Origin of the sequence: Streptomyces sp. NPDC005706, from assembly GCF_040631045.1 — a bacterium.
Classification (GTDB): domain Bacteria; phylum Actinomycetota; class Actinomycetes; order Streptomycetales; family Streptomycetaceae; genus Streptomyces.
In genome coordinates, this window is record NZ_JBEXYS010000012.1 from 70385 (window position 1) to 83329 (window position 12945).

The following is a 12945-nucleotide window of genomic DNA, read 5'->3' on the forward strand; positions in this document are numbered from 1 at the left end:
TCACTGGGTGCCTATTCGCTCCGGCGCCGCCTTGTGGAGGCGGTGCACGGTGTTCGCCAGCTCAACCAGATCGATGGTGATGCGGAACTTCTCCGGTGGATCGGCGGGCCCGGCGCTCTTGCCCGACGCACGGCGTAACCCATCCATGATCATCGCCTCCTCCGATGCGGCACGTGCCCTGTCCTGCCGCTCGCCGCGCTGGACGGCCGCCGCGTACGCGGTGTGGCCGACCCGCTGGTCGAAGTGCGCCGTGAGCTGCAGCAGGGCGTCACGGATGTTCGCCTCGAGCAGGTAGAGGCGGTTGCTCGGCAGTTGCCACCACAACTGCCACCACGTCGGTTCCGCCCTCGGCGCCGTCGCCACGTCCTTCACCGCCGGCCACAGGGGCTTCAGCGCGCGGTAGGTGGCCAGGCTCTGCCGCTCCGCCGCGGCGGCGGACGCCAGGCGCGGCAGGACGAAGCCGGCGGAGTAGATCAGGGCACCGAGAGCGGCGGCGGGGGGCGCCACGGTGGTCGACAGCACGTCCAGGTCGTACCCGAGCCAGCGCGCGGCGACCGCGATGACCTTGGTGAGCGTGAACCCCAGGGTGTCGACCAGCAGACCCGCGAGGATCAGCCTGAGCCCGATCCGAAGCAGGCCGGTGACCTCGTCACGCGCCCACTTCAGGCACACGGCGCTCAGCACGATGGTGCTCGTCAGGTGCCCCACCAGGTAGAGAGTGATCATCTCCCTCATGTACGGGGTGTTCGCGTAGTAGGTGTCCAGGTCGGTGAGCCGCTCCGTGCGCGCGTCCGCGAGGGCGAACAGCACGACGATGGCGACGACGAGCGTCCCGTAGACCGCGACCGTCATCCTGACCATGCGCCGTATCCGCTCCTGGGGCCCGCCTCTCCAGTGGATCAGCAGGATGATCAGCGAGCAGCTGAAGGCGGAGATCGAGCCGTAGGTGAGCGGGGCGCCGACATTGGGGACGCCGGTGGCGTGGTTGACCGCCGCGAGGGTCACCGGCGCCGACCAGACGAAGCAGACGGCGGCGAGGAACGTGGTGGCCCGGGTGGCGACGGTCAGCGGTGAGCGGGGAGTCGTGCGTGGTCGGCGAAGCAGCATGGCGGCCAGGGCCAGAAGGAAAGCCGCCGTATACACGACAAGACTCATGGGGTGGGGGACTCCGTTCAGGTCCTCTTGCTGTGTGGGGGACGGGTGAGAGTGGGGGGACGGTGAGGTCGTCGTCACACGCGGGGCCGGGCCGCGCCGGCCCCGCGTGTGACGTGGGCGGCCGTCCGCGTCGTTCGCGCGGACTTCTTCAGGGCGTCGGCGATCAGGACCAGGGCCTCGGAGTCGTGGGGGTGCGACAGCCGGGTGGGCGCGCCGACGGGTTCGAGCACGGGCTGGGTACTTCGCTGAGCGGCCGCCGCTATGGTGGCGGCCCACGCCGTCGACACGGCCCTCTCCCGGTCGCCCGTCCTCGTGAGCTCCGCGTCGTGGACCTCGTCGAAGAGCCGGGTGTCGAAGAGCGTCTCGAGCGCGTGGAGACCGTTGAGGATGGTGCTCCGGCGCCAGGTGCCCCACAGGAAGGGGGAGCGGGGCCGCTCCACTCGCAGGGCACGGTCGCGGAGGACGGGGTCCAGCGCCGCGTCCAGGGACGCGAGCCGGAAGAAGTCGCGCCACGCCGACAAGTGGTAGCCGGTCATCGGCAGCAGAACCCCGGCCACCGTCAGCAGCGCCCCCAGACCGGCGCAGACGGGCGGCACGGACGTGGCGAGCACCGGCCAGTCCCGGCCCGACCACCGCGCGACGACGGCGATCAGCTTCGAGACGCTGTACCCGGCGGTGATCACCGTGCCGGTGCCGATCGTCAGCAGACTGGCCCGCAGCCAGGGCCGCTTGCGCACCTCCGCCTCGAAGGCCCAGCGAAGCGACCACAGGGCGCTGACCGTCACGGCGGTCAGGTGGGCGACCAGGTACAGGACGACCATCTCGGCGATCCAGGGCGTCGTCGCGTAGTAGGTGTCGAAGTCGGTGCGCCGTTCCCGCGGTGTCGTCCCCAGCGCGAACAGGGCGGCGATACCGGCGAGAACGGCCGCGTAGCCGTACATCCAGCGTCGCGTCGTCCGCCGCACCGCCGGGCCGCCGCGCCAGCAGGCGATCAGGATCAGCAGCGACGCGCTGTACGCGGTGACCGAGACGTAGGTGAGCGGAGCGGCCAGGTTGGGCACTCCGCTGACCCGGTTGATCACACCGACCGAAGGAGGCGCCCCGAACAGGAAGCACAGCGACGCGAAGGCCAGGACCCCGTTGATGGCGCGCTGGGAGAGTTCGCCGCGGTGCCGGACCAGATCCGGCAGCTTGGCCAGTAGGCCGATCCACAGCAGACCGCAGCTGATGTAATTTATCGCCCCGCTCATTTCCGGTTTCCCCGATAGTTGAGAGCGTCGGCGATACGGCGGGCCGTCTCGCCGGTGATGACGTCCCGCTCCATCAGCGCCCGCATCTGCTGGCCGACCCGGATCCCGAACAGCTCGGCCTCTTTCTCCGGATCGTCGTCGAAACGGGAACGCGCGGCGGCGGGCTGGGCGCCGTGCTCATGCCCTGCTTCCAGGGGGCCGCAGCCCCCGGCGGCGGACTGCTCGGCGCCGAAGCCGTCGCGCTGCCGCATGTGCCACAACTCGTGACCGAGTATCTGCGCCTGGTGCCAGACCTCGGCGCCCTGCTCGATGATGACGTCGTCCCTGTCCGTGCGCTCCAGCCACATCCCCGTCGCCTTGAACTCGCGGGGGATCGGCACACGGTGCACCTCCAGCCTGCGGTCGCCGCGCCACTGCCTGGCGGACTCGACCAGGGCCTCGAACAGGTCCTCGGGACGCAGGACCGCCCCGTCACCGGGAGGGCCTTCGCCCGCTCCGGTGGTGGCCCTGAGCCTCTCCCGGATGGGGTCGATGAGGGTCGCCGCGAGCTGACGCATCTCCCTGTCGCGCCTGCGCAGCCTGTGCCACCGGCGAAGCCGGGCCGGAGAACTCATCGGCAGTCCACGGCGATCGGCGACGGTGCCGCGCCCCGGGCCGCGGCAGGGCCGTACGGGACGGTGGGGATCAGGGGCGCGACGCCTACGTCACACGACTCGCGGCACCCACGGGCATGCTGGAGGAGCTCCGGGGCTCCGGCCGGTCGGGCGCCGGCATCGTCTGCTGCCACCGAGTCTTCTCCCGGGCGCGTAGCTTTGGATCAGGGAACGTGCCTGATGTGAGGGTATCCATATCGTCCCTCCGCTGCTCGCCGGTGCCGGCATCCACCGCGTCATCCGCCGCTCCGAATGCCCTTTCTTCCGGGCATGGTTGACGTTCCGTGACCTCGCCCGGCGAGATCACCACGCGGAGTGACCTGCCCGGCCATGCCGGACCCGGCCCCAGCTCGGCCGCTTATCGCTCAAATCCACCCGCACCGCTCCGATAGCATGATCCGGCTCAAGACGAGCGCCCCGAACGCCTGTTCCGCACCGGAAGAACATGCCATCCGGCACTAATAGCGACCTACTCACCTGAAAACCAACAAACCGGCCGAAAAGTTGATACCTATACCATCGCGGGTGTTTTCGCGAATAAGCAGCAGCGTCAAGTCCGTCCCGTGGCGCGAACCGCGGACGATCCTGTGGGTCGCGGCAGGTGTGGTGACCCTCGGGTTCCTCGTCGCGCTCGAAATCGCCGCGCGCCACTACGGACTGGCGGGGCCGGTCACCAATCAAGTGCGAGAGGTGATATTCCCGCCCAAGTCGGGCTTCCTGTTGTACGCCAGCATGGCGCTGATGATGGTCGTGCTCACCTGGCGGCAACGGATCATCGCGATGTGCACCGCGATCGGCATCGACGCCGTCCTCCTGCTGGTGCGGTGGACGGCGGGCGCCGACCTGACCGAAGGGCACCCCTTCGGCAACGGCGCGCTGTGGGTGCTCCTCGGCTGTGCGGTCATCGCCGTCACGCGCCGCACCGGCCCCGAACGTGCCCTGCTGCTGAAGGGTGTCGGGCTGGGTCTGCTGCTCGTGGCCGGCCGCAAGACGGGCGACACCTGGCTGGTCATCACGTCCAAGACCCGCCCGACGGTGCTCGATCAGTACGTGGCCACCGCCGACCACGCGCTGGGCGACCCGTCCTGGCTGGTGGGCCGGCTCGTCCGGGCCACGGGACCGGTCGGCGCCCACGCGCTCGACTACGTCTACGCCCAGCTCGCGGTCGCCGCCGTCGTCGTCACGATGTACCAGCTGCGCAACGTGGCGGCCGAGCGGCGCTTCCCGCGCCACCATCTGGTGCGCACCTTCCTGGTCATCGGCCTCCTCGGCCCCGCCATTTACATGGTCTTCCCGGTGGTCGGACCGGTCTTCGCCTACGGCGCCGACGGCGGGCACTGGGCGGTGGCCGACCTGTGGCCGGACACCGCGACGCCGATCACCGGACCGCACGACATGCCGTTCGACGGGATCACCCCGCGCAACTGCATGCCCAGCCTGCACACCGCGTGGGCCACCGCCATCTTCCTCCACTCCCGCAAGGGCCCCCGCGTGCTGCGCTTCGCGGGCACCTTCTGGCTGATCGCCACGCTGACCGCGACCCTGGGATTCGGCTACCACTACGGCGCGGATCTCGTCGCCGGCGTCGTGTTCACGCTCACCATCGAGGCGGCCCTGCGCTCCCTCGAACGCGGCTGGGACCGCGCGGGGACCCGGCTCGTCGTCCACGGCACGACGGTCTTCGCCGCGCTTCTCTTCTCCTATCGCTGGCTGCCGGTCGAAATGGCCAGGTATCCGTGGGTTTTCGGGCCGCTCCTCATTCTCGCGATGGCCTCGGTGATCCACGGTTACGTACGCACCACCAGACTCTGGGATCCCGTTCCGGTGCAGGTCCCGAAGCCGGAACCGCAGCCCGAACCGGCGTGAGCCCGCCGGGGGCGGCCCGGTCGCGAACCGCCCCCGGAAAAGTCGCAACACGCGCACATGCCCTTCATTCCCTGGAAAAAACCAGCCAATTCGTGTGCTTGCCCAGGTGAACCAAGGGCATTCGGTGGCCAGGAGGTTGATAACTATGGTTCCCCTGCTTCTGGTTCTTCTGCTGGCCCTGATTCTCTTCGGTGCGGGTTTCGCCCTGAAGGCCCTGTGGTGGATAGCGGTGATCGTGCTGGTCGTGTGGCTGCTGGGCTTCGTGGTCCGGCCCGCGGGCAGCGGCGGCCGCAAGGGACGCTGGTACCGCTGGTAGACGAGCGTCCTGACGCACAGAACACGCCACGCCTGAACCGTGGACGGGGCCCGGCCGCAACGGCCGGGCCCCACGTGTGTGTACGAGCGGGCAACTGTCCCCGGGCTGGCGGGAAATCGGTTCGGCGTCGTCGGTGGCCGTTGCTAGCCTGCGGCGCGACAAAGATCGTCGGACTCGACCGGGGAGAGAGCCGAACCGTGCGCGTACACAGCAGACAGAGACGGAACCGCCTGAGACCGGCCGCGGTGGGGGCGCTCGTAGCCGCGACGGTCCTGGCGGTACCGGGAACGTCCTGGGCGGCGACCGGCGTGCCGCCCGCGCAACCGCTCGTGAAGGACCTGCACACCAACAGCAAGGCGTGCGCCGCCGGGAAGGACGCGCGGGCCTACGTCGCGGCGGCCCCGCAACTGGGCGCGGTCCTGTACGACCCCGACGGCGGCCAGGTCAGCGGTGAGTTCGAGGTCTGGTGGACGGACCCCGGCGGCGCCGAGCAACGCCGGACCTACACGACGACGCCGAAGCTCTCGGGCAGCCCGTTCACGCTGCAACTGCCGTCCGACATCCCACCGGACACGGTCGTGTCCTGGCACGTCCGGGCCAAGGACGGCCAGACCGCGTCCCCCTGGAGCTCGGCGGGCGAGGAAGGCACCGCCTGCGAGTTCGTGTACGACGACGTGAGCCCGGAGAAGGCGACGATCACCTCACCCGACTACCCCCGGTCCTCGGATGTGTTCTGGGTGGACGGAGTCGGCGTGTACGGCCACTTCACCATGGACTCGCCCTCCGACGACGTCGTCACCTACGTCTACGACTTCATCCGCGGCCCCCACGGAACCGTCCAGGCGGATCAGCCGGGCGGCGCGGTGACCATCCCCTACCTCCCGGTCAGCCCCGGCCCCGAGACGCTGACCGTCCGTGCTGTCGACCGCGCCGGGCGCAGCAGCGGCCAGTCGACGTACGACTTCAACGTCAAGTCGGGCCACGCCCCCGTCGCCCAGTGGGAACTCGACGACGCTGCGGGCTCCAGGAGTGCCGTCGCCGCGGCCGGGACCGACGCGCGGGCCGGCGCGGGGGTCACGTTCGGCGGCGAAGCCCCGGCCGGCACCGGCCTCACCGCCACGGCCCACCTCAACGGCGGCCACCAGGCGTTCCTGACCCCTGACGCCCCGGCGGCCGACACGAGCGGGACCTTCGCGTTCGGCGCGTGGGTGAGGCCCGGACGCACGGACCAGGACATGGCGGTGCTGAGCCAGAACACGGACGGCTCCACGGGCGTGGCACTCGCTCTGCGCAGCCGGGAAGCGGGCCCCGTCTGGTCCTTCACCGTGGGGGACCGGGAGGTCTCGGGCGGTGTCCCCGAGACCGGCGAATGGGCTCACGTTCTAGGCCTGTACGACGCCGAGACCGGCCAGGCGCAGCTCTTCGTCAACGGCCGGGCGACCGGTACGAAGGTGAGGACCGCACCCGCTCAGGCGTCCGGCGCCTTCCGGATCGGCCAGGCACACGGCCTGCGGCCCTGGAAGGGCGACATCGGAGACGTCCGCGCCTACGACCGCGTCGTGGTGCCCGACGAGGCCGACCGCCTCGGCCACCGCAAGCCGACCCTGCTCGGCCACTGGTCGCTGGAGACCGCGCCGGACGCCGCCAGCCCCGAGCAGAACGGCGGACAGCCGTTGACCCTCGGTGGGGGAGCGGTGATCCACCGCGGGCCGGACGGCTCCTGCCTGCCCGAGCTGGACCCGGACTGCCCAGACGTCCCCTACGCCCTCCAGGGTGACGGCGACCTCCGGCTGGACGGCCGGACGGCCTACGCCGCCACGCGGCAGCCGGTCGTGGACACCGCGGACAGCTTCACCATCGCCGCCGTGGTACGCCTGGCGGACGCCGAGCCGGACCACCCGATGACCGTGCTCTCGCAGGCGGGCGAGCACACCGACGCCTTCAAGGTGCGCTACCAGCCGTCCCGGCACGCCTGGCAGCTGGTGATGCCCGTCAAGGACGAGACGGGGGCGGCGGAGACGGTCGTCTCCCAGTTCGAGACGGCCGACGGAGGCGAGGGCCAGGGCCACCGCCTCGCGGTGGTGTACGACGACGCGAGCGACACGATCCGGCTCTACCTGGACGGCATGGCAGGCGACGCGGAGACCGCCGGCTTCGCGAACGGCTGGCACAGCGGCGGCCCGCTCCAGGTGGGACGCGGGCTCACCGCCGACGGCTGGGGCGAGTACCTGCACGGTGCCGTCGACGAGGTGCAGGCCTACAGCGGGGCGCTGCGGGACAGAGACATCACCGGCCTGGGTCTCGGCACGGACCCGTGTCTGTGCTCATGAGCGCGGTCACCCGCTGAACCGGCCTCCGCCTCCGCTCCGGGGGCGGAGGGCGTTCGCCTCAGGCGGTGGCCGTCAGAGGGGCCGTGGCTTCCCAGACGAATCCGTCGGGGTCGCTGAACGGGCCGGCGGCGCCGGAGAGCACGAGTCGGTGCGATCCGGTGCCGCCGGCGGGCAGCCCCGCGTCCTTGGCGAGCGCACGGCGCTTGTACAGAGCCAGCTTGACGGATCCCGGTGCGGCGGCGAACTCGACGTACGTGCCGCCGAAGCTCTTGCCCACCGTGAGACCCCGCTCGGCATAGAACCGCTTACTGGCCTTCACGTCCTCGACGCCCAGCAGGAGCACGAGCTCGTCGAAGTCGCGAGTGGCCGGGCCGGTGTCCTTCTTCGCCGACGTGGCGATCTTCCAGACCGTGCCGTCCGGGTCCTGGACCACGCCGCCGTAGCCCCACAGCGACTTCGAGGCGGGCTTGAGGGTGGTGGCGCCGGCGTCGAGGGCCGCGCCGATGAGGGCGTCGACGTTGCCCGGCTGCGACACCACGAGCGACAGCGTGAAGCCGCGGAAGCCGCTCGTCGGCTCCTCGCAGGCGCGCAGGCGTACCCGCGAGGAGTCGAGCCCGAAGGCGGTGGAGCAGAAGCGGGCGGCGGCCGCGGCGTCGGCCACCTCGAGAGTGACGGAGTCGATGGAGGTCATGTCTTCGACACTAGGGAAAACCTGGTTGCCGAGGCTTCTCGAAAACTGACCGATGTGCCTCGGCGCCGTCCGCGGCGCGCCGTACCGCGGCGGAGCGCGCGTGACCGCGAGCCGGCGCGTGACCGACGCGCCGCTCTCAGGGCGGCGTGTCACCCCGCGCGCGTTCCTGCCGGCGTACCTCGGCGAGGTCGGCGAGCCGCTCCAACTGCCGCACGGGCTGTGCGATCCGCTGGTTGTGGCCGAACCGTTCCCGGTGCCGGTCCAGGAAGGCCCAGTAGCCGGCGGTGTAGGGGCAGGCGTGCTCACCGGTCCGCTCGCCCGGCCGGTAGCGGCACGGTCCGCACAGGTCGCTCATGCGGTTCACGTACGAGCCGCCCGAGGTGTAGGGCTTGGTCGTCATCCGGCCGCCGTCCGCGTACTGGGACATGCCGACGACGTTGGGCACCATGACCCAGTCGTAGCCGTCCACGAAGCACCGGTGGAACCAGTCCATGACCGCGGCGGGGTCCCAGCCCCGCTGCAGGGCATGGCTGCCGAGGATCATCAGCCGGGGGATGTGGTGGGTCCACCCCGTGTCCCGTACCTGCGCCAGGACCGTGTGCAGACAGCGTGCCCCGACCGCGTCGGCGTCCAGCTCGTTCCACCACTCCGGCAGCGGGGCGGTGTGGCGCAGGACGTTGGAATGCCGGTACTCCTCGCCGAAGTACCAGTAAAGCTGCCACACGTACTCGCGCCACCCGGCGATCTGCCGGACGAACCCCTCCACGCTGCCGAGCGGCGCCCGTCCTGCGCGCCACTCCGCCTCGGCGCGCTCGACGCATTCGGCCGGGTCGAGCAGGCCCAGGTTGAGCGAGGAGGACAGCAGACTGTGACTCATCACCGGGTCGGCGGCGAGCACGGCGTCCTCGTAGGGGCCGAAGGTGCCGAGCCGGTGGGAGAGGAAGCGTTTCAGTGCGGCGCGCGCCTCGGCACGGGTCGCGGGGAACGACCGGGGCCCGTCCCGTCCGACGAAGGACACGTCACCGTCCTTCTCCCAGCGGTCGAGGTCGTGGCGGACCTCGTCGTCGATCTCGTCCTCCCGGGGACGGTAGGGCGCCGGGACCGGAAGTGACGACGCGTCGTGAGGCGGCGGCCGCCGGTTGTCGTGATCGTAGTTCCACTGCTCGCCGGCAGGGGCGTCGCCGTCCATCAGCAGGTCGTGTCCGCGGCGCACCCACCGGTAGAAGTCCTCCTGCCGCAGACGTTTTCCGCCGTGCCCGTCCGCCCACGCCGCGAAGTCCTCCATCGCGACCAGGAAGCCCCGCGCGGGGCCCACGGTGACCTGGGGAAGCGAGCGCACCAGCCGTGCGGCGGCGAAGGACGTCGGGTGATGGACGGTGACCGGACGATCGCCCGCCACGCGCTCCAGTCCCTCCCGGTAGGTGCCGGCCCGTACGTACGTCGCCCGGTCGCCGAGCTCGGCGGCCCGGTGGCGCATGGCGGAGAGCACCAGGTGCGCCTTGGCCCGGTGGAAGCGCCGGCGCCGGAAGACCGACCGGGCTTCGATCATCAGCAGCGGTGTGTCCCGCCCGGGGCCGTCGGCGCCGGGGGCGAGGAAGTGCGGCCCGAGCTGGTCGCCGAAGAGCCAGTGCACGGCGCGTCCCCGTTCAGCCGCGGCGGCGGGCATGCCGTCCGTACCGGCCGTCGTCGTGCATGAGCGTCTCCCGTCGAAGGCATCGGGCGGTGTCGACCGGTCACGGCCGACCGTCCGTGAATCACTTTCCGGGGGCGCCGAGCGGCGGATGCACGTCATGGCGGCACACCCCTCGATCGGGGCCACCAGCCGGCCGAAGGAGCGGGTCTCTCCACCCAGGGGTGCGGTGCGGCCGGTGGAGAACGCGACCCGTACCTCCGGCCCTTCTCCCCCCGGCTCTCCACCCCTGCTCCGATCCGCCTCCTACCGCCCCGCGCCTAGCGTTGCTCCGTGGGCCGGTGCCGTCCGGCCGCGGCTCAGGACAGCCGGGCACGGCAGACGCACCGCACGGCGCGGCGGGCGAGGAGGGAAGGGCAGCCATGGCACGGACGACGACGGAACACGAACGAAGCTCAAGCACGGCCGGCCCGCCCACCGGAGACCGGCGCGCGGGCCGAAAAGGGGTGACGTGTGCTCCGCTGCTGACGCTCGCCGTCGACCTCGTCCTCCCGCTCGTCGTCTACTACGCGGCCCGGGTTCTCGGGGCCGGCCAGGGGCCGGCGCTGCTGCTGAGCGGCGCACCACCCGCACTGCACCTGCTGTCCGGCGCGGTGCGCCGGCACCGGATCGACGGCGTCGACCTGTTCTTCACGATCCTCCTGGCCACTGCCGCCGCGGCGTCCCTCATGGGTGGCGGCACCCGGCTCCTGCTGTGCAAGGACGCGGCGCTGTCCCTCGTGGTCGGCGGCTGGGTGCTCGGCAGCGGGTTCACCCGAAGACCGCTGGCCTTCCAGCTGGGACAGCGCCTGCACGGGGGAGAAGCGGCCCGGGCGCGGAGCGCGACGTGGCAGAGCCACGCCGGGTTCCGTCAGTCCCTGCGCGTTCTCACCCTGCTCTGGGGAGCCGGGCAACTGCTGGACGGCGCACTCGGCATACTCGCCGCACTCACGCTGCCCACCGACACCGTGCCACTGCTGGCCCGGCTCCAGTCCCTGCTGCTGCTCGCCCTGGCCGCCGCGGTCACCGCCGTACACGCCCGCCGGTTCCGCGGCCGCCACGGCCTGTCGCTGTTCGGCGACCCCGAGCGGATGACGCGAGCGGTCAGCCGGTGGCGGTGAGGGCGAGTGCGGTGAGGATGAGGGCGTACGCGGCCACGGTGAGCGCGGTCCGGGCCAGGCGCACCCCGCTCACCCCACGCCGCTGCGGGGGCGGGGTGAAGCTGCAGCAGGGCTTCTGAGGCCGCCAGTCGGGGGACTCCAGCCAGTAGGAACCCAGAAGGCGGGAGGTGCCGTTGGTGAAAAGGTGTTCGTCATACACGTGCGGGCAAACGGCCCTGGGGTACGGCGGGTTGCGGCGGTGGACGCGGTCGGCATCGGACCGTGATCTCGCATAGCTCAGGGGCATCTGCCAACGCGTCACAGCGTCAGACGGAACTGCCCCTGTCCTGTGCCTTATCGGGCGAACCCGGCCTCCCGGTCGGCGGCGGCGATCTGGTCGTGGAAACGCGTGTGGACCCAATGACGCCGACCGAGGATGTCCACCTGCCCCCAGCGGCCGGTGACCGGGCCGAGCCGGGTGTCGCGAGGCATGATGCCGGCGAGTCGCTGTGGGCTCGCGCCGCCGGACAGCTTGCTGCTGTCCAGTACATAGATGGCGTCCTTGGTGACGACGACGCACCGGTACGTGTTGGTCAGCATCGTCAGGCCGGTGAGGTAGGTGACGACGAAGAAGAAGTTGGGCGCGCTCTGGCAGATGAACGCCTGCCGGATCTCACTGGCGGCGGGCAGGAACGGCGCCGAGCGCCGCACGAGATCCGGCCGCGGCGCTGGGCCGCGTCGGCCCGTCTCGTCGAGGCTTTCGGCCATGGGCGGTCCCTTCCCTGTGGCTCGGATCAGCATTCCACGCGCTGCTGACGTGCCGCGAGCCTGAGAAGGCCCGCACCCGTCCGCTGCCTTCCGCACCCGGCCGGCGCGGCCGGCGCCCGCGAGTCCCGCGCCCCGGCGCACCGCGCACCACCGTTTCGGCAGATTGCTGCGTTCAGCAGGCGTGGGTGCGGGAGGACGGGGTACGCGCTGCGTCATCGGCCGCCGGCCACTCGGCGGCAGCGGTGGTGAAGACAGCAGCGGCGGTCTGGAACTCGGGAGGGGAAGCATGACGTCCACGAGCATGGTGGCGACGGGAACGCGGACGGCGGAGCTGCCGGAGGTCGCCGACCCCTCCCGGGTGGCCCCCAAGGATGCCCGCGAGCTGTCCAGGTTGTTCTTCCATCAGCTGGCGGTGCTGGAAGAGGGCACGCCCGAGTATCAGTACGCCCGTAATACGTTGATCGAGATGAACATGTCCTTGGTCCGCTTCGCGGCCGGCCGGTTCCGCAGCCGGGGCGCGGAGGAGATGGAGGACATCGTCCAGGTCGGCATGATCGGCCTGATCAAGGCGATCGACCGGTTCGAGCTCTCGCGGGAGGCGGAGTTCACCTCGTTCGCCATCCCCTACATCGTGGGCGAGATCAAACGATTCTTCCGCGACACCACCTGGGCCGTCCACGTGCCCCGGCGTCTGCAGGAGGCCCGGGTGCAGCTGGCCCGCGCCACAGAGGAACTGCAGAGCCGCCTGGGCCGCATGCCGTCGGCCAAGGAACTGGCGGAGCTGATGAGCCTGTCCGAGGAAGAGGTGCGCGAGGCCCGGCTGGCCGCGAACGGCTACAACTCCTCCTCCCTCGACGCCACGATCAACGGCAACGCGGACGGTGAGGCCGCGCTGGAGGACTTCATCGGCACCGAGGACGCGGCTCTGGAGCTGGTGGAGGACTTCCATGCCCTGGCCCCGCTGATCGCCGGGCTCGGCGAGCGGGACCGGCAGATCATCCACATGCGGTTCGTGGAGGAACTCACGCAGGCCCAGATCGGTGAACGGCTGGGAGTCTCGCAGATGCACGTCTCGCGCCTGCTCTCACGCACCCTCGCCCGGCTCCGCGAGGGCATGCTCACCAACCGCTGACATCTCGCCCCGCGC

At 71.1% G+C, this 12945-nt stretch carries 12 protein-coding genes; 5 read left to right on the top strand and 7 right to left on the bottom strand.

From position 1 onward, the window contains the following. The 3 genes from ABZ478_RS20580 to ABZ478_RS20590 all read right to left on the bottom strand — a co-directional run bounded on the left by ABZ478_RS20580 (position 1) and on the right by ABZ478_RS20590 (position 2962). Positions 1-1155 (bottom strand): MAB_1171c family putative transporter, encoded by a 1155-nt coding sequence (locus ABZ478_RS20580; protein ID WP_359551414.1) that lies wholly within the window; start codon positions 1153-1155, stop codon positions 1-3. 74 nt (positions 1156-1229) lie between these two features. After that, positions 1230-2405, bottom strand: a complete 1176-nt coding sequence (locus ABZ478_RS20585; protein ID WP_359551417.1) for a hypothetical protein — start codon at positions 2403-2405, stop codon at positions 1230-1232. Further along, positions 2402-2962, bottom strand: coding sequence for a toxin (locus tag ABZ478_RS20590; protein ID WP_359551419.1), 561 nt, complete (start codon positions 2960-2962; stop codon positions 2402-2404). Before ABZ478_RS20590 ends, ABZ478_RS20585 begins: the two co-directional genes overlap by 4 nt. A 678-nt stretch (positions 2963-3640) precedes the next feature. On the opposite strand from ABZ478_RS20590, the gene ABZ478_RS20595 reads away from it, so the two are divergent. From ABZ478_RS20595 to ABZ478_RS20605, 3 genes are all read left to right on the top strand, one after another. Next, the gene (locus ABZ478_RS20595) at positions 3641-4924 is read left to right on the top strand and encodes a phosphatase PAP2 family protein (protein ID WP_359551670.1); all 1284 of its coding nucleotides are present in this window, start codon (positions 3641-3643) and stop codon (positions 4922-4924) included. Between the two features lie 145 nt (positions 4925-5069). After that, a complete protein-coding gene (locus ABZ478_RS20600; RefSeq protein ID WP_199209256.1) occupies positions 5070-5240 on the top strand; it encodes a hydrophobic protein in 171 nt (56 codons plus the stop codon). Positions 5241-5485: 245 nt separating this feature from the next. Continuing rightward, on the top strand, positions 5486-7570 hold the full coding sequence (locus ABZ478_RS20605; RefSeq protein ID WP_359551421.1) for a LamG domain-containing protein: 2085 nt from the start codon (positions 5486-5488) through the stop codon (positions 7568-7570). 58 nt (positions 7571-7628) lie between these two features. On the opposite strand, the gene ABZ478_RS20610 is transcribed toward ABZ478_RS20605, so the two are convergent. Next, complete coding sequence (locus ABZ478_RS20610; RefSeq protein WP_359551423.1) at positions 7629-8261, bottom strand: glyoxalase; 633 nt, start codon at positions 8259-8261, stop codon at positions 7629-7631. Between the two features lie 136 nt (positions 8262-8397). After that, positions 8398-9894 carry a cryptochrome/photolyase family protein gene (locus ABZ478_RS20615; RefSeq protein WP_359551425.1) on the bottom strand — a complete coding sequence of 499 codons (1497 nt, stop codon included), beginning with the start codon at positions 9892-9894 and terminating at the stop codon, positions 8398-8400. 503 nt (positions 9895-10397) lie between these two features. Here ABZ478_RS20615 and ABZ478_RS20620 point away from each other — a divergent pair. Continuing rightward, on the top strand, positions 10398-11051 hold the full coding sequence (locus ABZ478_RS20620) for a VC0807 family protein (protein WP_359551427.1): 654 nt from the start codon (positions 10398-10400) through the stop codon (positions 11049-11051). On the opposite strand, the gene ABZ478_RS20625 is transcribed toward ABZ478_RS20620, so the two are convergent. Continuing rightward, a complete protein-coding gene (locus tag ABZ478_RS20625) occupies positions 11035-11250 on the bottom strand; it encodes a hypothetical protein (protein ID WP_358933734.1) in 216 nt (71 codons plus the stop codon). The two genes, ABZ478_RS20620 and ABZ478_RS20625, sit on opposite strands and share 17 nt — an antisense overlap. Before the next feature lie 134 nt (positions 11251-11384). Next, the gene (locus tag ABZ478_RS20630; RefSeq protein WP_359551429.1) at positions 11385-11798 is read right to left on the bottom strand and encodes a hypothetical protein; all 414 of its coding nucleotides are present in this window, start codon (positions 11796-11798) and stop codon (positions 11385-11387) included. A gap of 286 nt (positions 11799-12084) precedes the next feature. On the opposite strand from ABZ478_RS20630, the gene ABZ478_RS20635 reads away from it, so the two are divergent. After that, on the top strand, positions 12085-12930 hold the full coding sequence (locus ABZ478_RS20635; protein WP_359551432.1) for an RNA polymerase sigma factor SigF: 846 nt from the start codon (positions 12085-12087) through the stop codon (positions 12928-12930). Positions 12931-12945 lie beyond the last annotated feature (15 nt).

Coding starts and splice junctions, on each gene's coding strand:
- ABZ478_RS20585 (WP_359551417.1), bottom strand. CDS start 2,405: ATGAGCGGGGCGATAAATTACATCAGCTGCGGTCTGCTGTGGATCGGC.
- ABZ478_RS20580 (WP_359551414.1), bottom strand. CDS start 1,155: ATGAGTCTTGTCGTGTATACGGCGGCTTTCCTTCTGGCCCTGGCCGCC.
- ABZ478_RS20600 (WP_199209256.1), top strand. CDS start 5,070: ATGGTTCCCCTGCTTCTGGTTCTTCTGCTGGCCCTGATTCTCTTCGGT.
- ABZ478_RS20590 (WP_359551419.1), bottom strand. CDS start 2,962: ATGCGTCAGCTCGCGGCGACCCTCATCGACCCCATCCGGGAGAGGCTC.
- ABZ478_RS20610 (WP_359551423.1), bottom strand. CDS start 8,261: ATGACCTCCATCGACTCCGTCACTCTCGAGGTGGCCGACGCCGCGGCC.
- ABZ478_RS20630 (WP_359551429.1), bottom strand. CDS start 11,798: ATGGCCGAAAGCCTCGACGAGACGGGCCGACGCGGCCCAGCGCCGCGG.
- ABZ478_RS20635 (WP_359551432.1), top strand. CDS start 12,085: ATGACGTCCACGAGCATGGTGGCGACGGGAACGCGGACGGCGGAGCTG.